The organism is Shinella sp. (assembly GCF_035998705.1).
Taxonomy (GTDB): domain Bacteria; phylum Pseudomonadota; class Alphaproteobacteria; order Rhizobiales; family Rhizobiaceae; genus Shinella.
Genome location: NZ_DASYHH010000027.1, coordinates 81,728 through 100,965, shown reverse-complemented (window position 1 = coordinate 100,965; position 19,238 = coordinate 81,728). Strand labels below are relative to the sequence as shown.

General features: G+C 65.8%; 15 protein-coding genes. 3 read left to right on the top strand and 12 right to left on the bottom strand.

Translation table 11 applies throughout. The features are described from left to right. Nucleotide 1: 1 nt before the first annotated feature. The 5 genes from VGN93_RS23685 to VGN93_RS23665 form a co-directional block, all read right to left on the bottom strand. Nucleotides 2-466, bottom strand: a complete 465-nt coding sequence (locus tag VGN93_RS23685) for a hypothetical protein (RefSeq protein ID WP_327509454.1) — start codon at nt 464-466, stop codon at nt 2-4. A gap of 75 nt (nt 467-541) precedes the next feature. After that, entirely contained in the window at nt 542-2,296 is a 1,755-nt protein-coding gene (locus tag VGN93_RS23680; protein ID WP_327509453.1) for an alkaline phosphatase, read from the bottom strand. A gap of 116 nt (nt 2,297-2,412) precedes the next feature. Beyond that, nucleotides 2,413-3,888, bottom strand: coding sequence for an NAD-dependent succinate-semialdehyde dehydrogenase (locus tag VGN93_RS23675; protein WP_414714157.1), 1,476 nt, complete (start codon nt 3,886-3,888; stop codon nt 2,413-2,415). Nucleotides 3,889-4,009: 121 nt separating this feature from the next. Further along, the gene (locus VGN93_RS23670) at nt 4,010-4,669 is read right to left on the bottom strand and encodes a class I SAM-dependent methyltransferase (RefSeq protein WP_327509452.1); all 660 of its coding nucleotides are present in this window, start codon (nt 4,667-4,669) and stop codon (nt 4,010-4,012) included. A gap of 5 nt (nt 4,670-4,674) precedes the next feature. Then, on the bottom strand, nt 4,675-5,934 hold the full coding sequence (locus VGN93_RS23665) for a DUF3419 family protein (protein WP_327509451.1): 1,260 nt from the start codon (nt 5,932-5,934) through the stop codon (nt 4,675-4,677). A gap of 504 nt (nt 5,935-6,438) precedes the next feature. Between VGN93_RS23665 and VGN93_RS23660 the strand changes: the two genes are divergently transcribed. Together VGN93_RS23660 and VGN93_RS23655 are read left to right on the top strand one after the other, a co-directional pair. Continuing rightward, nucleotides 6,439-7,533 carry an efflux RND transporter periplasmic adaptor subunit gene (locus tag VGN93_RS23660; RefSeq protein ID WP_327509450.1) on the top strand — a complete coding sequence of 365 codons (1,095 nt, stop codon included), beginning with the start codon at nt 6,439-6,441 and terminating at the stop codon, nt 7,531-7,533. A 3-nt stretch (nt 7,534-7,536) separates the two neighbouring features. Then, the gene (locus VGN93_RS23655; RefSeq protein ID WP_327509449.1) at nt 7,537-10,665 is read left to right on the top strand and encodes an efflux RND transporter permease subunit; all 3,129 of its coding nucleotides are present in this window, start codon (nt 7,537-7,539) and stop codon (nt 10,663-10,665) included. A 4-nt stretch (nt 10,666-10,669) separates the two neighbouring features. Here the strand turns inward: VGN93_RS23655 and VGN93_RS23650 are convergent, their stop codons facing one another. The 3 genes from VGN93_RS23650 to VGN93_RS23640 are packed head-to-tail and all read right to left on the bottom strand — an operon-like array spanning nt 10,670 to nt 13,486. Continuing rightward, nucleotides 10,670-11,644 carry an alcohol dehydrogenase catalytic domain-containing protein gene (locus VGN93_RS23650; RefSeq protein ID WP_327509448.1) on the bottom strand — a complete coding sequence of 325 codons (975 nt, stop codon included), beginning with the start codon at nt 11,642-11,644 and terminating at the stop codon, nt 10,670-10,672. 11 nt (nt 11,645-11,655) lie between these two features. Beyond that, entirely contained in the window at nt 11,656-12,366 is a 711-nt protein-coding gene (locus VGN93_RS23645; protein WP_327509447.1) for an SDR family NAD(P)-dependent oxidoreductase, read from the bottom strand. A 13-nt stretch (nt 12,367-12,379) separates the two neighbouring features. Further along, nucleotides 12,380-13,486 (bottom strand): glycerol dehydrogenase, encoded by a 1,107-nt coding sequence (locus VGN93_RS23640; protein ID WP_327509446.1) that lies wholly within the window; start codon nt 13,484-13,486, stop codon nt 12,380-12,382. An 88-nt stretch (nt 13,487-13,574) separates the two neighbouring features. Between VGN93_RS23640 and VGN93_RS23635 the strand changes: the two genes are divergently transcribed. Beyond that, the gene (locus tag VGN93_RS23635; protein WP_327509445.1) at nt 13,575-14,357 is read left to right on the top strand and encodes a shikimate dehydrogenase; all 783 of its coding nucleotides are present in this window, start codon (nt 13,575-13,577) and stop codon (nt 14,355-14,357) included. Nucleotides 14,358-14,410: 53 nt separating this feature from the next. On the opposite strand, the gene VGN93_RS23630 is transcribed toward VGN93_RS23635, so the two are convergent. The 4 genes from VGN93_RS23630 to VGN93_RS23615 all read right to left on the bottom strand — a co-directional run bounded on the left by VGN93_RS23630 (nt 14,411) and on the right by VGN93_RS23615 (nt 19,238). Next, nucleotides 14,411-15,409, bottom strand: a complete 999-nt coding sequence (locus tag VGN93_RS23630; RefSeq protein WP_327509444.1) for an ABC transporter permease — start codon at nt 15,407-15,409, stop codon at nt 14,411-14,413. Continuing rightward, nucleotides 15,399-16,892: a sugar ABC transporter ATP-binding protein gene (locus tag VGN93_RS23625; protein ID WP_327509443.1), complete on the bottom strand. Its 1,494-nt coding sequence runs from the start codon at nt 16,890-16,892 to the stop codon at nt 15,399-15,401. Before VGN93_RS23625 ends, VGN93_RS23630 begins: the two co-directional genes overlap by 11 nt. A 62-nt stretch (nt 16,893-16,954) precedes the next feature. After that, nucleotides 16,955-18,196 (bottom strand): sugar ABC transporter substrate-binding protein, encoded by a 1,242-nt coding sequence (locus tag VGN93_RS23620; RefSeq protein WP_327509442.1) that lies wholly within the window; start codon nt 18,194-18,196, stop codon nt 16,955-16,957. A 52-nt stretch (nt 18,197-18,248) separates the two neighbouring features. Further along, nucleotides 18,249-19,238 carry a transketolase family protein gene (locus tag VGN93_RS23615; protein ID WP_327509441.1) on the bottom strand — a complete coding sequence of 330 codons (990 nt, stop codon included), beginning with the start codon at nt 19,236-19,238 and terminating at the stop codon, nt 18,249-18,251.

The following is a 19,238-nucleotide window of genomic DNA, read 5'->3' as shown; positions in this document are numbered from 1 at the left end:
CTCATGCCGTGTTGAACGCGGCTTCGCGCAGGCGCAGCTGGCTGACGAAGCCGGTTTCCGGGTCGATCCAGGAGCCGTATTCGAGCACGCCCTGCGCCTCGATCGGCGCATTGAACTGCACGAAAGTCTGTTTGCGCGCGAGGTAGACGACGAGGATATTGTCCGGCCAGTCGGCATCCGACGAGCAGAACGGGCAGAGCGACATCGGGATTTCCGTCAGGACGAAGAAGTCCGCTTCCGCCTTCAGCGGCGGGGCCATGAAGCCCTTGACGGTGACGTCCTGGCCGGCAAGGCGCTTCACCTTGTCGGAGAATTCCAGGCCGAGGACGCCGAATTTCTTGTAGAGCTCGCCGAAGCCGAGCGTGTCGCCGGCAAGGGCCGGACGCGTAAGGGCGAGGGTGGGCAGGGCCGCCAGTGTGCAGAGCATTCGCCGCCTGTTGAAAAATGCGGGGTTTGTTTCCGTCATGGCATGCTTCCTTCTATCGACGGCAATGCGGACAGGCGGCGCGGGGCCGCCTGTCCGTCAAGGGATGAAAATCCCTTATTCCTTCGGCGCGCCGAGGGCGAAAGCGTCGACCAGCACGCGATAGACGTCGCTCTGTTCCATGTAGCCGCGGAAGCCTTCCGAGCCGGGGCCGGTCGCCTGGAGCACGATGTCGTCGACGGCGTGCACGCCGCTGTCGCCCTCCTTCGGGATGTTGCCCTGCACGAAGACCGCGCCGGGAACGTCCTTGTAGGCTTCGTTGGCGATATATTCCTTCGCCTCGTTCTGAATGGCCGGAACGAACGGGCCGTCGAGCTTCGGACGGAAGGTCTCGTAGTGGTCCGGGCCGTTGTTGGCGGACAGGAACAGGCGGCGCGAGACGTCGATGCGATCCGGGTAGCCGTCGCCGTCCTTGTCCTCGTAGTTCGGGAAGCCGGCGTCGTCGTAGGTGCCGACCTTCTCGCGCATGTCGTCGCCCGGCTTTTCGTCGTCGACGGTGCCGATGATGGCGACGCCGTGGGTGTGGTCACCCGTGACGACGATCAACGTGTCGGGGTTGGCGGCTGCGAATTCGCGGGCGACGCCGACGGCCTTGTCGAATTCGATCGTTTCGACGAGCGCGCGGTCCCAGTCGAGCGGGTGGCTCATCTTGTCGATCGAAGCGGCCTCGACGACGAGGAAGAAGCCTTCCGGGTTCTTGGAGAGCTTGTCGAGCGCGACCTTGGTCATCTCGACGAGGCCGGGCTGGTTCGGGAACTTTTCGACGGTGCCCTTCTTGAGGAATTCACGGTCGAGCGTCACGTCCAGGTTACCCGTGTGGAACAGGCCGAGCAGCTTGTCCTGGTTCGAGCTGGCCAGGGCCGCAAGTTCCGTCTTGTCGGTTGCAAGCGCATAACCGGCATTCTTGAACTCGGCGATGTAATCCTTGTCGTCCTTGCGCTTGGAACCGGGCGTATCCTTGCCGAGGAAGTAGACCGAGCCGCCGCCGAACAATACGTCCGGCTTGGCGTCGAGCAGCATGCCGACGATCTCCGCCTTGTCGGCGCGCTTGCGGGTGTGGGCGACGACGGCTGCCGGCGTGGCGTCCTCGACTTCCGAGGTGGTGACGATGCCGATCGACTTCGTCGTCGTACGGCGCAGCGCCTCGGCGATCGTCTCGACCTTCGGGTCGTCCAGGCTTGCCGGCGTGCGGTCGGCATAGACGCCGAGCGCGTTGACGCGCGACTTGTGGCCAGTCATGTAGGCCGACATGGTGTTTGCGCTGTCGGTGGCGATCGAATGCGTCGAGGAGGTGCCGATGAAGGCGACCGGCGGGATGTCGTCCATGGCGAGGCGACCGTTTGCCTTGCCTTCGGTCATGCCCTTCGACATGATGCGTGCACCCGTGCGGTGGGCGACCGACAGGCCGTCGGCGACCAGGAAGATGATATTCTTGGCCTTCGCCTCGGCAGACGTGCCGTAGACGTCCCAGTTGACCGACTTGTTCTCGCTGCCGGCCGTGACTTCGACCTTGTAGTCGCCGGCGGTGGCGATCGTCAGGCCGCGCAGCGTCAGCGCGGAGCCCAGAACCTTGTCTTCGGCGCCCTTTTCTTCCGCGACGAATTCGGCCTTCTTGCCGAAGACGGCCTCGTAGTCCTGGCCGTTGACGGTGACCTTCACATCTTCCGGCTTCACGACGGCATCGAACTCGACCTTGAAGTCGAAGGGGGAGCCGACGAGGATCGTGGCGCGATCGATCGGATAGACGGTCGCGGCATTGGCGGCCCCGGCGAGGACCGTGGCCGATGCCAGGGCGAGGATGAATTTGCGCATGGGAGAGCCTCTCTTGAGCGGTGTGTTACCCCCTCCGCATAAGAAACTCACATGACAGGCGTATTACCAAACCGCCTTAAAACCTCTTATCCGGCCGCACGCCGGCTCGCCGGCAATCAGATGCCGCCCATGCAGAGATATTTCATTTCCAGATAGTCCTCCAGTCCGTGGCGCGAACCTTCGCGGCCCATGCCGGATTGCTTCATGCCGCCGAAGGGGGCGGCCTCGGACGACATGCGGCCGGTATTGATGCCGACCATGCCGTATTCCAGGGCTTCCGCGACCCGCCAGACCCGGCTGAGGTTGGACGCATAGAAATAGGCGGCGAGGCCGTAGATCGTGTCGTTGGCTTCGCGCACGACCTGGGTGGCGTCGTCGAAACGGATGATGGGGGCGAGCGGCCCGAACGTCTCCTCCTGCGCCACGCGCATGTCGCGGGTGATGCCGGTGAGCACGGTCGGCGCGAAAAACGTGCCGTCGCCACTGATCCGCCGGCCGCCGCAGCGCACGCTGCCGCCCTTGTCGAGCGCGTCGGCGACATGGCCCTCGATCTTGGCGAGCGCGCGCGTGTCGATCAGCGGGCCGATCGCGACATCGGGTTCGAAACCGTCGCCGACCGAGAGCGTCTGCACCCGCTCGATGAATTTCCGGGCGAATTCGTCGTGGACGCCGGATTGCACATAGAGACGGTTTGCCGAGACGCAGGTCTGGCCGGCATTGCGGAATTTTGCCTGGATCGCACCGTCCACGGCCGCATCGACATCCGCGTCGTCGAAGACGATGAAGGGCGCATTGCCGCCGAGCTCCAGGCTGAGCTTCTTCACCTGGTCGGAACATTGCCGCATGAGCAGACGGCCGACCTCGGTGGAGCCGGTGAAGCTGATCTTGCGTACGGCGGGGTGGGTGCAGAGCTCCCGGCCGACGGCATCGCCTTCCGAGGCATAGATGAGATTGACCACGCCCGGCGGAAAGCCCGCCTCATGGGCAAGCGCGAACATGGCGCCGGCCACCAGCGGCGTCTGCTCCGCGGGCTTCAGCACGACCGCGCAGCCGGCGGCAAGTGCCGGCGAAATCTTGCGCGCCACCATGGAGGCCGGGAAGTTCCACGGCGTGATCGCGCCGACCACGCCGATCGGCTGCTTGATGACCAGCATGCGACGGTCGAGCGACGGCGCCGCGATCGTCTCGCCATAGATGCGGTTGGCTTCCTCGGCATACCATTGCAGATAGGCTGCGGCGTGGGAGACTTCGGATTTCGCCTCCGCCAGCGGCTTGCCCATCTCGGCCGTCAGGATGGCTGCGAGATCATCCGTGTGCAGGACGATCAGCTGGTGCCAGCGCCACAGCATGTCCGAACGGTCGCGGGCGGTCAGCCCCGCCCATTCGGGCTGGGCGGCGGCGGCGCGGTCGATCGCCGCCCGGGTTTCCTCTGTGCCCATATCGGGCAGTTCCGCCAGCAATTCGCCGGTCGAGGGATTGAAGACCTCGAATGTCCGCTCGCTCGCCGGGCTTACCAGCCAGGGCGCGGTTACGATCGTTTCGAAGGGTTTTGGATCCTTCAGCCGCCGGATAAGGGTCTGTGACAGGGCCAATTCGCTTCTCCTCTCGAATCCAGGGACGATTCTTCCCTTTCGTGGAGAGCTACAGCCGAATTGCGGGCCAAACAATGCTTGCGTCGGCAGGATTGCCGACGCTGTGACAAAGGGCACGCGTTCAGCGCTTGCGGACGATCGCGATCCAAGAAAAACCGCGATGCAGCCGCTTCTCCTCGCTGCGTCCACCATGGGCAGTGGCAAGCTCCGCGGCCATCTCGAAGAGATCGTCGCGCGGCGTCACGTGGTGCCATCCGAGCCACTTCGTCACGCCCTTGCGGAACCAGCCGGGCAGGCCACGCATGTCGCCGAAATCGGCGACGTGCAACTCGCCGCCGGGGGCAAGCCGGGTGGTCGCCTCCGCCATGACCTTGCGCCATTGCGGGATCATCGACACGGCATAGGAAATGAAGATGCGGTCGTAGTTCTGTTCGCCGAACAGCGCCCGCGGGTCGAAGCTCGCAGCATCCGCCCTGGCAAGCCGCACCCGCGCCTTCAGTCCCGCGCCGGCAACGGCTTTTTCCGCCGCGGCGAGCATCTCCTGCGAGATGTCGATGCCGTGGAACCGGCTTTCCGGGTAGAGCGTTGCCGCCTTGACGAGATTGCGACCGGTGCCGCAGCCGATCTCCAGCACGGAACTGCCCGGCAGGGGCTGAAGGCCGGCGAGCATCGGGTCGCGGCCGAGCAGGTAATATTTGCGCGTCGCGTCGTAGATGCCGAACCGCCGCTGCCAGCGGTAGATGCGGTCCATCAGGAGGGCGTGGTCGGAAACGGCGCTCATCCGGCTCAGCCCTTGAATTCGTAGAGATGGAATCCGCCGTAGATCGACGAGCGATCCTTGTCGTGCAGCGCGCGCGATTCCGCCTCATGATAGGTCCAGCGGCCGAGGAGGGTCTCCTCGAGGCGGCCGGGCAGCAGGCTTTCGGCGGGCGCGGTGCGGAAGACGACGCGCGCGCCGGGGGTGGCCGTGCGGGTGATCTCGGTCCACAAGCCGTTGAGCTGGGCGTCGGTCATCCAGTCCTGCGCATCGAGCAGGATGAAGCGGTCGACGGACTGCGGGGCCTTTGCCGCGAGGAATTCGGTGAGCGAGGTGTTGGTGATGGAAATGCGCGAGGCGCGGCTGCGCACCGCCTCGAAATTCTGCCGCGCGAGATAGGGCGGCAGCGGCGCAAGCTCGCCGCTGCCGTAACCGCGCCCGAAGGCCTGCCAGGCAAAATAGTTCTCCGACAGCGGGAAGCCGCAGGCGAGCTTTTCGACGCGCTGGCGCAGGATCGTCGCCATGTTGCTGCCCGCACCCGAAAGCGCTTCATATTGCTGCGGCGGGATGCCGAGGCCGAACAGCGAGGTCTTGCGCGTCGTCGCCCAGCGGATCAGCCGTTTTTCGAAGAGCGGCGCCAGCGTCTCGTCGAAGAAGCGCTTCTGGTCCTCGATCGTGCGGGCCTGGAGCAGGCCGCGCGGATCGGCGCCGTAGAGCCGGGCCATCCTGTGGCCAAGGCCGATGAAGCCGCCGAGCAGGCCGTGGCGATAGAGCCGGCGGTGGAAGATCGAGATGCGCCGCCGCCCGGTGACGGTGCGGCTTTCCCAATAGTCGCGCGTCTCTTCGTCGAGATGCGGGCGCAGGTAGAGCCGGTAGGCGTCGAGGTTGCGCTTGTCGTCGCCCTGGCCGTAGAACCGGTAGAAGGTCTCGTAGTCCGGCAGGTGCGCCGCGGCTGCGAGCTTCAGGCGATTGAAGGCGACGTGGGCCGGGTTGAGATCGACCGCCTCGATACGGGCGGGATCGGCGACGAGGTAGGACAGCGCATTGCAGCCGCCGGATGCGATGGTGACGATGCTGTTGCCCGGTTCGATCCTGAGCGCGGCCATGTCGACGTCCGGGTCTTCCCAGATCTGCGCGTAGACGAGATTGCGGAACAGCCGCGAGAAGACATATTCGGACATGCCCGAGGGCGAGAGCAGCGGATTCCGGCGAACGGCGCGGTTCAGGCGCTTGCCAACGCCGCCCTTGAGGGCCGGGGCGGTGGCGGTGGGGGCGATTGTCTCGATCATCTGGGCACGTTTCCTGTGCTGGAGTGTCCGTCATCACCCGTCGCCGCGACAGGACCGGAAGGCGGCGAAGTGCTCATGCCTACGAGGGGAAGGACGATGATCGAGACTTGCGCAACCGGTGCGCTGAGCCCCTTGTTTGAGTCGTCACAATCGCCTGATGGCATGGGGCAGCGTTTCAACAGATCGCCATGACACGCGCATGACATCCGCCGAGGATGTCCACAGGGCCGCGCCCGGGGGGTGCTCGGCGGTCGCGAGGGATCAACTTCCGCGAGCGGGAGTTGCCGTTCGCCGAAAAAATGTGCAGGCGGCGAGGCGATGCCCCAGTCCCGACACGATCGACGTTTCTACAGGGCCGGACTGATTGATTTTACAATGTTACGGCACTGTGCGGCCCGTAGGACGGGACGTGATCTGCCCCATGCCTAAGCCTGTCGCGGGCGAAAACTCTAAAGCAAGACGGATTTCATGAGCGAGCGCACCATCCACAACTCAGAAAACTCCATGCCCGTCCGCAGACTGTCCTGGCCGCGCGCAATCCGCATCGCCTGCCTGGCGGGATGGGTCGCGGCGGGACCGGCACAGGCACAGGAGGCTGCGAAGCCGACGATGGAGCTCGCGCAGGTCGACATCACCCGGGTCGAACCGCATGATATCGCAAGCGAAGTCCGTATCGCCGGCTCGCTCACCCCGATCCGCCGGTCGACGCTCGCCGCCCGTGTCGCCTCGACGATCGTCGAGCTGCCGGTCAAGGTCGGCGACGTGGTGAAGGCGGGCGACCTGCTCATCCGCTTCGACAAGATGGCGCTCGAATCCACGCTGACTGTTCGCCAGGCTTCGGCAGAGGCGATGCGCGCGCAGCTGGAGCTTGCCGAATCCGTCCAGCGGCGCACGGCCGCTCTCGGCGAGCGCGGCGCCTCCTCGGAGGCCGCTCAGCTGGAAGCGCAGGCGAATGTCGCCAATCTTCAGGCGCAGATCCGGTCGAAGCAGGCCGAGATCGCCGATGCAGAGCGCGACCTCGCCAATGCGGAGGTCCGCGCCGCCTTCGACGGCGTGATCGCCTCGCGCCCTGTCGAGCAGGACCAGACGGTCGGGCTGAACACGGAGCTCATGACCATCGTCGACCTCAGCAAGATGGAGGTCGATGCCGGCGTGCCCACCAGCCGCATCCCGATGGTGCGCATCGGCCAGCCCGTCGAGCTCAACGTCGAGGGTTTTCCCGACCGGACCTTCTCCGGCAAGGTCACCCGTATCTCGCCGACGGCCGTCGCGGGTTCGCGGGCGGTCCGGGTGTTCCTGGCGATCGACAATGACGATCGCATCCTCAAGGGCGGCATGTTCACGACCGGCATCCTGAAGGTCGATGAACGCAAGAACATCATCGCCCTGCCCAATTCCGCGATCCGCACCGACCAGGCGGGCAGCTTCGTGCTGAAGGTGCAGGACGGCGTGCTGCGCCGCCAGCCGGTCCAGCTCGGCACCGCCTGGACGGACCGCAGCCTCGTGGAAGTGTCGGGGCTTGCAGCGGGCGAAATCGTCGTCTCGGCGCCGCTGCCGGCGCTGGAAGCCGACATGCCCGTCGTCGTCGAGGGGCTGTAAGCCATGTTCCTCACGCGTATCAGCGTCAAATATCCCGTCTTCGCGACGATGATGATGGTGACGATCCTGGTGATCGGGCTGTTTTCCTATTCGCGCCTCGGCGTCGACCAGTTCCCCGAAACCGACCTGCCGATCGTCGTCGTCACGGCGACCTATACGGGCGCCTCGCCCTCGACGGTCGAAAGCGAGGTGTCGCGGCCGATCGAATCCGCGTTGAACACCATCGGCGGCATCGACACGATCATCTCCGAATCCTACGAGGGCCGCTCGGTCGTCGTCGTGCAATTCGAACTCGACGTGGATTCGCAGGTTGCCGCGCAGGAGGTCCGCGACCGCGTGGCGCGGCTGGAGGCGGGTTTTCCGGATGCCGTGGACACGCCACAGGTCACCCGCTTCAATCCGGACGACGCCCCGATCCTGTCGATCGCGGCGTCTTCGTCAAAACGCTCGCTTTCGGAAATCACCACGCTCGCCAACCGCGTCATCACCAACCGGCTGAACGTCATTGCCGGCGTCGGCCAGATCTCGCTGGTCGGCGGCAGCGAGCGGCAGGTGCTGGTGATGGTCGATCCAGACCGGCTGGAAGCCTATGGCATCGCGGTCACATCGGTCATGGACGCCATCCGCAAGGAGAACCAGGACCGCGCCGCCGGCACGCTGATCTCCGGCATCAACCAGCGCATCGTCACCGTCGAGGGCCGCATTCCCGACGTTGCCGGCTTCAACGGCATCATCGTGGCGCAGAGCGGCGGATATCCGGTCTATCTCTCCGATGTCGCGACCGTGATCGACGTCGGCGCCGAGGTGACGAGCCGCGCGACCTATCAGGGCGTTCCCTCGCTCGGGCTCGATATCGTCAAGGTGCAGGGCGCCAACACGGTCCAGGTCGCCGCGGAACTGCGCAAGGAGATCGCGGCGCTCAATGTCGAGCTCGCCCCGGAAGGGGTGGAGCTGAAGGTGACGCGCGACAATTCCAGGCCCATCGCCGCCCAGGTGCAGGAGGTGCAGCGCACGCTGATCGAGGGTGGCGTGCTCACCGTCGTCATCGTCTTCCTGTTCCTGAATTCCTGGCGCTCGACGGTCATCACCGGGCTGACGCTGCCGATCTCGGTGATCGGCACCTTCGCCGTCATCTATGCGCTCGGCTTCACGCTCAACACCATGACGCTGATGGCGCTCTCGCTGTCGATCGGCATCCTGATCGACGATGCGATCGTCGTGCGCGAAAACATCACCCGCCATCTGCACATGGGCAAGAACCATGTGGATGCCGCGCTCGACGGCACCAACGAGATCGGCCTTGCCGTTCTCGCCACGACGCTGTCCATCGTCGCGGTGTTCCTGCCGGTCGCCTTCATGGGCGGCCTGATCGGCCGGTTCTTCCTGCAATTCGGCGTGACGGTCGCCGTCGCCGTGCTGATCTCGCTGTTCATATCCTTCACGCTCGATCCGATGCTGTCGAGCGTCTGGTACGATCCGCAGTCGGAGCAGAACGCCAGGCGCGGGCCGCTCGGGCGGCTGATCGCCCGCTTCGACCGCTGGTTCGAGCGCCTTGCAGACCGCTACCGCCGGCTGATCCACTGGACGTTCCGCTTTCGCAAGACCACGGTCTTCGTCGTGGTCGCGATGTTCGTGGCAAGCCTGATGCTGGTGCCGCGCATCGGCGCCGAATTCCTGCCGCCGGCCGACCAGGGCGAGGTCTCCATCGCGCTGAAGGCGACCGAGGGCGCCTCGCTGGACTACATGGCCGCGAAGGTCAGCCAGGTCGAGCGGGCGCTGCGCGAATTCGATTATGTCGATACGATCTATTCCACCGTGAATGCCGGCGGTGCGCGCGGCTTCAACGAGGCGACGGTCGCGGTGCAGCTGAAGCCCAGCGCCGAGCGCACGGTGACCACCGCCGAAAGCATAGAGCCGATCCGCAAGCGGCTGGCCTCGATTGCCGGCCTCGAAATCTCGATCGGCCAGAATTCCGGCACGGGCTCTTCGCAAAAGCCGCTGCAACTTTCCGTGCTCGGCGATGGCGAGGAGGACCTGCGCCGGATTTCGACCGAGATCACCACGGCGCTTTCCGCAATCCCGGGTGCCACGGAAGTCGAATCCTCGATCGAGAACAAGCGCCCGACGCTTGCCGTGCGGATCCGGTCGGAAGCGGCGGCCGACCTCGACGTCTCGATCGCCACCATCGGCGATACGCTGCGCCCGCTCGTCGCGGGCGACGCCATCTCCGTCTGGAACGCGCCGGACGGTGAATCCTACGACGTGATGGTGCGCCTGCCGGCAACGGGCCGGCGCGATGCCGCGCAGCTTCGCGATCTGACGATCGCCACCGGCCGTACGGACGACGACGGCAAGCCGATCACCGTGCTGCTCGACCAGGTGGCCGACGTCATCGAGAGCACGGCACCCGACGCCATCACGCGAAAAGACCTTTCGCGCGAAATCCGCATCGAGAGCAATATCGAAGGGCGCGCGCTCGGCGACGTTACGGCCGACCTCAACGCCGCAATCGCCAAGATGCAGATCCCGGCCGGCTACCGCATCAGCTTCGGCGGCGACGCCGAGAACCTCGAGGAGAGCTTCGGTTATGCGCTCCAGTCGCTGGCGCTCGCAGTGATCTTCATCTACATCATCCTCGCCTCGCAGTTCGGCTCGTTCATCCAGCCGATCGCCATCATGATGACGCTGCCGCTGTCGCTGATCGGCGTGCTGATCGGGCTGCTCGTCACCGGTTCGACGCTCAACATGTTCTCGATCATCGGTTTCATCATGCTGATGGGTCTCGTCACCAAGAACGCCATCCTGCTCGTCGACTATTCCAACCAGGGGCGCCGGGCCGGCAAGAGCCTGCAGGACAGCCTTGCCGACGCCGGCGCCGTGCGCCTTCGCCCCATCGTCATGACGACGCTGGCGATGATCTTCGGCATGCTGCCGATGGCGATCGGCCTTGGCGAAGGCGGCGAACAGCGTGCGCCCATGGCCCACGCCGTCATCGGCGGCCTGATTTCCTCGACACTGCTGACGCTCGTCTTCGTGCCCGTCGTCCTGACCTTCCTCGACCCGCTCGGCGCACGCATCGCCGGATGGTTCCCGAAGGGGCCGAAGGAGCGGCGCGAGGAGCAGGGGGCGTAAGGCGCTACAGGACGACGACGCGGTTGCCGGGGTTCGGTCCGGTCTTGAGGCGTGCCAGTGCTTGAGGCAGTTCATCGAAGGCGGTTACTTCGATGAGCTGCGGATCGAAGAGTCCCTCCGAGATGTGCTGTGCGATCCCGGCGCCGGCGGCGACAAGCCGTGCCCACTGGCGATCGCAGGCATGGCCGTGCATGGCATTGAGGCCGACCTCGTGCAGCGAGATCGTCGTCGAGAAGGCGGGCAGCGGCGCGGTTTCCTGCCGGTCCTGGATGCAGACCAGATGGCCGTTCGCCGTCAGAAGCGGCGCGAGGCTGGCAGCATGGGCGCCGCTCACCATGTCGAACACGGCGTTGAGTGGCTGATGCCTCGCCCGCTTTGCCCAGTCCTCCTTCCAGCCGTCCCGGCGATAGTCGGTGACGGTTGCAGCGCCGAGGCGAAGCAGGCGGTCCGATTGCGACGCGGAGCCGACGGCATGCACGATCCAGCCTTGCACGCGGGCGAACTGGAGCAACGCGCCGCCCACCGCCCCGGAGGCGCCGGTCACCAGCACATGGGCGCCGGGCCAGAGCGCAACCTTGTCGATGGCCTGCCGGGCGGTGAGGCCGGGGCAGGGGATCGCTGCTGCGGCGGCAAAGGGCAGGGCGGCCGGTAGCGGAATGGCGGCGCGTGCCGGAATGACGGTATATTCCGCGAAGGAGCCGGGCTTCAGGAGGTCGTTGTGATAGGCGACCCGCGCTCCCGGTGCGATATGGTGCACGCCATCGCCCACCGCCTCGACCTCGCCCGCCCCGTCGACGCCGGGAATATGCGGCCATTCCCAGGCGTCGTGGCCCCAGAGGATGAACTTCCAGTCGACGGGGTTGAGGCCGACGGCGCGGTTGCGGATCAGCAACTCGCCCGGCCCCGCTTCCGGCTTCGGCCGGTCACGCAGTTGCAGGACGTCCGGATCACCGGTCGTGTCGTGAATCCAGGCTTTCATGTGCAATCTCCTCAGCAGACCGAATAACCGCCGTCGACGGGGATCATCGCGCCGGTGATGTAGGCGGCATCCTGCGACAGCAGGAAGCGCACGACGGAGGCGACTTCGGCAGGTTTCGCCCAGCGCGCCATGGGGATGCGGGCATTGATGCGCTCGGCTCGCGCGGCGTCGGTGCGGGCCTTTTCGGAAATCTTCGTCTCGACCCAGCCCGGTGCGATGGAATTGACGCGGATGCCGCGGCCCGCCCAGGCCACCGCCTGCGAGCGCGTGACGGCGGCGACCGCGGCCTTGCTCGCCGTATAAGCGGGGGCGCCGGGTGAACCGAAGATCGCCCACATGGAGGCGACGTTGACGATGGCGCCGCTCGCGGCTTCGAGCCGGGCGAGCAGCGCATTGGCGAGCGCGAAGCCGGCGGTCAGGTTGACGCGCATGACCTGCTCGAAGGCCTCGGTTTCCCATTCCTGCTGGTGGCGCAACATGCCGGCGCAGTTGACCAGCGCCGCGACCGGCCGTCCTTCCGGCAGAGCCGCGATGCTTGCCGCCGTATCCGTGATGTCGACAGTGTGAAAGGCGATGTCGGCGGGCAGGTCGGCATCGCGGTCGAGACCCAGGGCGATCACCGCGTAGCCGCCTGCGGTCAAAAATTCCGCGACGGCGCGGCCGATGCCGGTGCCGCCTCCGGTGACGACGGCGAGGGGCGCAGCCTGGTCCTTGTTCGGCATTTCATGGTCCTCTTCAGTTGGCGGTTTCCGTCTCGATGGCGAGCATGGCGTCCACCAGGTCGTCGACGGTCAGCGTTTTCGGGAAATTGAGCATGTGCGGCACGGCGATCGACGCTTGCGCCACGGTGGTGAGTTGCGGCCGGCCGATCTCCGCGGTGGTCAGGTCTGAAAGGCTCAGCGGCAGCCCTGCATGGCGGTAAAGCTCGAGGAGGGCGTCGGGCATGGCCTCGCCCATCAGCCGTTGGTGCACGACAAGCCCGTATGCGACTTGTAGACCGTGCGGCCGGGCCTTGACGCCCGGCAGCAGCGGCAGGCCGCGCGTCAATGCATGGGGTACGGAAAGGCCGCCGCTTTCGAAGCCGAGCCCGGCCATCAGAATCATCGCCTCGACCGCGGCCTCGAAGGCCTCGGTCGGTTCGCCCGTGCCCGCGGCGTCATAGGCGGCCCGGCCATGCGTCATCAGCGTATCGTAACAGGCCGCTGCGATCGTGCCGGCAAGCCGCGTCGGCCGAGCGCGGAACATGGTGAGGCCGCTGCCGGCGGCACAGGCGAGCGCTTCGGCCTTCTTGGAGAGCCCGTCGCCCAGCCCGGCGGCGAACATCGCTTTCGGCGCGCCGGCAAGCAGCGCCGTGTCGACGACCACGAAATCCGGATTGCGGGAAAGGTGCCGGACGTCCAGCAGCACATCGTCCTCGTCGTAGAGCACATAGTTCTTGCTCGTCGGCGCATCGTTGGAGGCGACCGTGGGAATGGTGATCAGCCGCAGCGCCCGCGTATCGGCAAGCGCCTTGCCTGCATCGATCGCCCGCCCGCCGCCGGCGGCGAGCACGATCGCGGGTGTCGCATCGCCGAGCCTGGCTTCGAGATCGTGGCCAGTCTCAGGGCCGAGCCGGCCTTCGAAGGGTAGCACCATCAGGGAAACGCCCCGTTGCTCACAGGAGCGGCGGATCGTCCGCTCGACGAGCGGCAGGATGTGCACATCCGCCACAAGCACCGCGCTTTGGCCGATCTGGGCTGCGAAATCGCCGATGCGGGCCAGGATGCCACGTCCCTGCACATAGCGTCCGGGCGCTCCGAAAACCTTGAGATCGGCGTCGAAAATGGTCAAAGGGGAATTCATGCAGGCATCCCTATGGATATTTCATATATCATATATTATGTAATCGGGCGCGCAAGCGCCTTCTTGTCGTTTTCGAGGATTTCACCCCATGATTACCGGGCATACCCGCTTCGTCCCCCTGCTCGCCCATCCATGCCGCCATGTGCGCACGCCGCCGCTGTTCAACGCCGAATGTGAGCGGCAGGGGCAGGACATCGTCATGGTGCCGCTCGACGTCGCGCCGGAACGGCTGCACGCCACCGTCGACAGTCTGCGGGCGATCGAAAACCTTACCGGCATGGTGATAACCATTCCTCACAAGGGAGCGATTGCCGGGCTGTGCGACCGCCTCGTCGGCGCGGCCGCCCTAGTTGGCGCCTGCAACGTCGTTCGCCGGGAGAAGGACGGCAGCCTCACCGGCGGCATGTTCGACGGCGAGGGTTTTGTCGCCGGCCTCCTCCATCGCGGGCACGACCCGGCCGGCAAGCGCGTGCTGCTCGTCGGTGCCGGCGGTGCGGCGAGCGGTGTCGCCCATGCGCTGCTCGGCGCCGGCGTTGCCGGGCTGAGGATCGCCAACCGCTCGCCGGAAAAGGCCGAAATTTTGGCCCGGCAGTTGCGCGGCCTCTTTGAAAACGCCCGCATCGAGACCGGCCCGCCGGATCCGCGCGGTTTCGACATCGTCATCAACGGCACTGCGCTCGGCATGCATACGGGCGATGCGCTGCCCGTCGATGTGGACCGGCTCGATGCGCGCACGGTCGTCGGCGAGGTGGTGATGCAGCCGGACGTCACGCCGCTTCTGGTCGCGGCAGAGGCGCGGGGCTGTGTGGTTCACAAGGGCATCCACATGATCGAGCAGCAGGTGCGCCTGCTCGTCGATTTCCTGAAATGAAAGAAGGCCCGCATCGCGCCTCGCGATGCGGGCCAGTTTCGCGTGTGGGAGGTTCACACGCGGCGTTTTGCCCGGGCGCCGATGCCCTGCATCAGCACGGCGAGGATGATGATGACGCCCTTGATGATCTGCTGCGGATAGGCCGGCACGCTCATCAGGTTCATGATGTTGCCGATCAGGCCGAGGATCAGCACGCCGATCATCGTATTCGTCACGGTGCCGCGGCCGCCAGAGAGCAGCGCGCCGCCGATGACGCAGGCCGCAATCGCATCGAGCTCCAGGCCGATGCCGGTGACCGGCGTGCCGACGGCGGTGCGGGCGGTGACGAAAATGCCGGCGAGGGCGGACAGCGCGCCGCTCAGCGTGAAGGCGAGGAACTTGTAGCGCCAGACGGGCAGGCCGGCGAGGCGGACGGCGTTCTCGTTGCTGCCGGTGGCGACGGTCAACCGCCCCCAGTTCGTGCGGCGCAGCAGGAAGACGAAGAGGGCAATGATGACGACGACGGCGAAAACCGGCCAGGGCAGGCCGATGCCGGGAAGCCCCTTGCTGCCGAAGCCGGTCAGGATCTGCGCGGTCGGCAGGTCGCGCGGAAAGCGCACCGGCTGGCCGTTCGACAGCATATAGGCGAGGCCGCGCGCCATGGTCATCATGGCAAGCGTCGCGACGAAGGAGGCCATGCCGAAGCCGGCCACGAGCGCGCCGTTGATGGCACCGAGCAGCGCGCCGAACAGCACAGCTCCGAAAACGCAGACCAGTAGGGCCGTGGCGCCATCGAAGGGAAGGGCCGGCATCGCCATCGCGACGCCCATGCCGCCGATCGCGGCTATGGAGCCGACCGAAAGGTCGATGCCGCCGGTGAGGATGACGAGCAGCATGCCGATCGAGACGAGGGCCAAAGGTGCCAACTGCCTCAGCAGGTTGAAGAGGTTCTGCAGCGTCAGGAAGTGTTCCGACAAGACGGTGGAGATGACCACCAGCGCCGCCAGCATGATGTAGATGTTGTAGGTGACGAGGATGGAAACGAGGCCAGGAGCCTTCGGATTAGTGGACATGCTTGCGCCCCATTGCCAGTTCGATGATGCCTTCCTCGGTGAGCTCTTCGCCAGAAAGTTCGCCGGCAAGGCGGCCGGCGCGCATGACGACCACCCGATCGCACATGCCGATCAGCTCGAGCATTTCCGAGGAGACCATGGCGATGGCAGCGCCATTGGCCGCCAGTTCGTTGATGACGCGGTAGATTTCGACCTTCGCGCCGACATCGACGCCGCGCGTCGGCTCGTCGAGCAGCAGGATCTCGCAGCCCGAGACGAGCCACTTCATGATCGCGACCTTCTGCTGGTTGCCGCCCGACAGCGTGCCGGCCTCGGCGTCGATGCTCGCGGCCTTCAGGTTCAGCCGACTGCGCAGGGCTTCGGTGGCGCCGCGCTCGCGGGCGTCACGGATGAGACCCCAAAAGCCGAGATGCGGGTTGACCGGCGTCAGCATGGCGTTGTTGAGGATCGGCAGGTCGAGCAGGCAGCCCTGCTGCTTGCGATCCTCCGGCACGAGGCCGATGCCCGCCCGCACGGCATCACCGGGCGAGCGGATGGCGCGGGGGCGCCCATCGATGCGGATTTCGCCAGAGGAGATGGGATCCGCGCCGAAAATCGCGCGCAGCACCTCGGTCCGCCCCGCGCCGACAAGGCCGCCGATGCCGAGCACTTCGCCGCGGCGCACCGTGAAACTGATGTCGGAGACCAGCCCGCCGGCTGCGAGCGCGTCCACCTCCAGCGCCACCGGGCCGGGGGTGGCCTGCCGTTCGGGGAAGAAGTCCTTCAGCTCGCGGCCGATCATCAGGTTGACAAGCGTCTTATGGTCGAGCCTGCTCGTTTCCCAGGTCCCGACCGTCGCGCCGTCCTTGAGCACGGTCACCCGGTCGCAGAGGCTGAAGATCTCGTCGAGACGGTGCGAGATGTAGACGATGCAGACGCCCTGGTCGCGTAGCCGCCGCACGAGGTCGAACAGCTTTTCCGTCTCATGCGTGGTGAGCACGGCCGTCGGCTCGTCGAGCACGAGGATCGAGCAGTCGCGCGACAGCGCCTTGCAGATTTCCACCACCTGCTGGCGCGCGATGGTGAGCCCGCCGGCGATCTCGCCGGGATCGATGTCGTCGAAACCCATGCGGGCGAGCAGTTCCGCGGCACGGGCATGCATGGCCCGTCGGTTGACGAAGATGCCGTGCCCCAGGGTCTCGATCAGGATGTTTTCGGCAACCGTCAGGTCGCCTGCGAGCGAAAATTCCTGGTAGATGATCGAGACGCCGTTGCGGATCGCGTCCTGCGGGTTCGTTATGCTGACGGGTTCGCCGCCGATGTGGATCTCGCCGCCGTCGTGGGTATAAGCGCCGGCGAGGATTTTCATCAGGGTCGATTTGCCGGCGCCGTTTTCGCCCATCAGGGCATGCACTTCGCCCGCGCGTGCCGAAAACCCGGCGCCACTCAAAGCGGCGATGCCGCCGAATTCCTTGGAGATCTGCCGCATGTCCAGGCGATCCATGTCCTGCCTCCCTTTCATCGCGGCGGACCCCGCAAGGCCCGCCGCATCATCCCCGGTGCCGATCAGCTCTTGAGTTCGCCGATCGTCTTGAAGGCCGGGACCGTGTAGCGGAAGAACGGGTTCGCCGTGTCCGGATCGATGAACTGGTCGGCGTTCTCCCTGGTCACGATCTGCGAGGGATAATAGGAGCCGAGCGGCAGGTTGTTGGCGTCGAAACCCTTGTCGAAGATCTGGTTGATCAGGGTGATGACGCCTTCGCCGGTGTGCGAGCCGGAGCAAAGGCCGGTCACCAGCATGTCGCCCGACTTGACGAGATCGAGCGCGGTGCGGAAGCCGTCCGCGGCGTTGGCCACCTGGATCTTGCCCTTGAGGTCCTGGTTTTCCAGCGCACGCAGCGCGCCCATGCCCATGAAGTCGTTTTCGGCGAGGATGATGTCGAGCTTGGAGGAATGCGCCGTCAGGATGTCCTCCGCCGCATCGAGCCCGCCTTCCTCCGTCCAGAAGCCGACGCCCATCGAGACGACGCTGAATTTGACCTCCGGATAGTCGAAGGCGCCGCCGGTTTTCAGCTCCTGAAATTTATTGAAGCCGGCGAGCATGGCGTCTTCCTTGGAAAGGTTGAGGCCGAGCTGCTGGGAACGCTCGTAGATGATGCCGGTGATCATGCCGTTGACGCGGCTTTCAGACGTCGAGTTGCCGACCGTGCCGAGGATCGCCGCCGCCGTGATCGGCTTGTCGGCACCGTAGTGCTGCGCGACGAAGCGCCCGGCCTCGAAACCGTTGCCGTAGGGGTTGAAGAGCACGGTCGTGACGATCGGGCTGTCGTCCGGCACCGTGCCGAGCGCGATGACCGGAATGCCGGCATCGACGGCGCGCTGCGCGTCGGCTGCGGCGGCGGCGAGGTCGGTCGGGTCGAGCACGATGACGTCGACCTTCTTGGCGATGAAGGCATCGATCTGCGCTGACGTCTTGGCCGGGTCGCCATCGGCGACCTGCACGTCGAGTTCATAGCCGTATTCGGCAGCCTTGGCCTTAGCCGTGTCGATGACGCTGACAAACCACGGATTGCCGAGCGTGATTTCGGTCCAGCCGATGACGAGTTTCTTGCTCGCATCGCGCGGCTCCGTCGGCAGCGCCTTGGCGACATCCGAACGGTCGGCCATTTCCGGATCGATGACGCCGGACAGGGCGGAATTCGGCAGCAGCTTGTAGATCTCATGTTTTTCGGCGGCATTGGCGGTGCTGGCCATGATGGCCAGTGCGGCCGTGCACAGCATCAGCGATGCGGATTTCAGGAATGTCATGTCTCTCTCCCTCAGTTGAAGTTCGGCTTGCGCGCCCTCCCGGCGCGCGCCGTCAGCCGATGATGTCGCGGACGACGGATTCGATGCCGGCCTGGTCGAGCCGGTAATGGGCGTAGAGGTGCGTCGGCGGGGCGATCAGCGCGTATTCGTCGCGAATACCGTGGCGAACCAGCTTTGCCGGACTGCCTTCCTCCGCCAGCACTTCGGCCACGGCGGAGCCGAGGCCGCCGAGGATGTTGTGCTCCTCGATGGTCAGGATGATTTTCGATCGCGCGGCGGCGACGAGGATCGCGTCGCGGTCGATCGGCTTCACGGTCGCCATGTCGATGACGCCGACGCTGCGGCCTTCGGCGGCGAGCTTCTTCGCGACCTGCACCGATGGATGGACCGGCAGGCCGCAGGCAATGATCGTCACTTCCTCGCCCTGCGCATGCTCGACCGCCTTGCCGAAGACGAAATCGGCCTTGCTGTCATAGAGCTCCGGCTCGCGCCCGCGGCCGGTGCGGAAATAGATCGGCCGGTCATGATCGACCGAGGCGCGGATCGCCGCTTCGAGCTGCGGACCATCGGCCGGCGAGACGATCGTCAGGTCGGCGATCGAGCGCATGGTGCCGATGTCTTCCGTCGCATGGTGCGAGGTGCCGTAGAAGCCCATGGCGATGCCGGTGTGGTGGCCGATCAGGCGCACCGGCAGGGCGCAATAGGCGACGTCCATGCGGATCTGTTCGCAGGTCAGAAGGCCGAGGAACGAGGCGAAGGTCGCGACATAGGGCATCATGCCCGTGGTGGCGAGGCCGGCGGCGGCCGACACCATGTTCTGCTCGGAAATGCCGAAGCTGACATAGCGGTCCGGGTAACGGGCGGCGAAGCGGTTGAGGCCGTTCGAATATTGCAGGTCGGCGGAGCCCGCGACGATCGGGTGGCCGGCCTCGGTCAGCGTGATCAGGCCGTTCGACAGATGGTCGAGGCCGGGATTCTTCATGTTCAGTTCCCGGTAGTGCCAGGAATTCGGCGAGGTCGGCCGCAGATTGGCTTGGGTCAT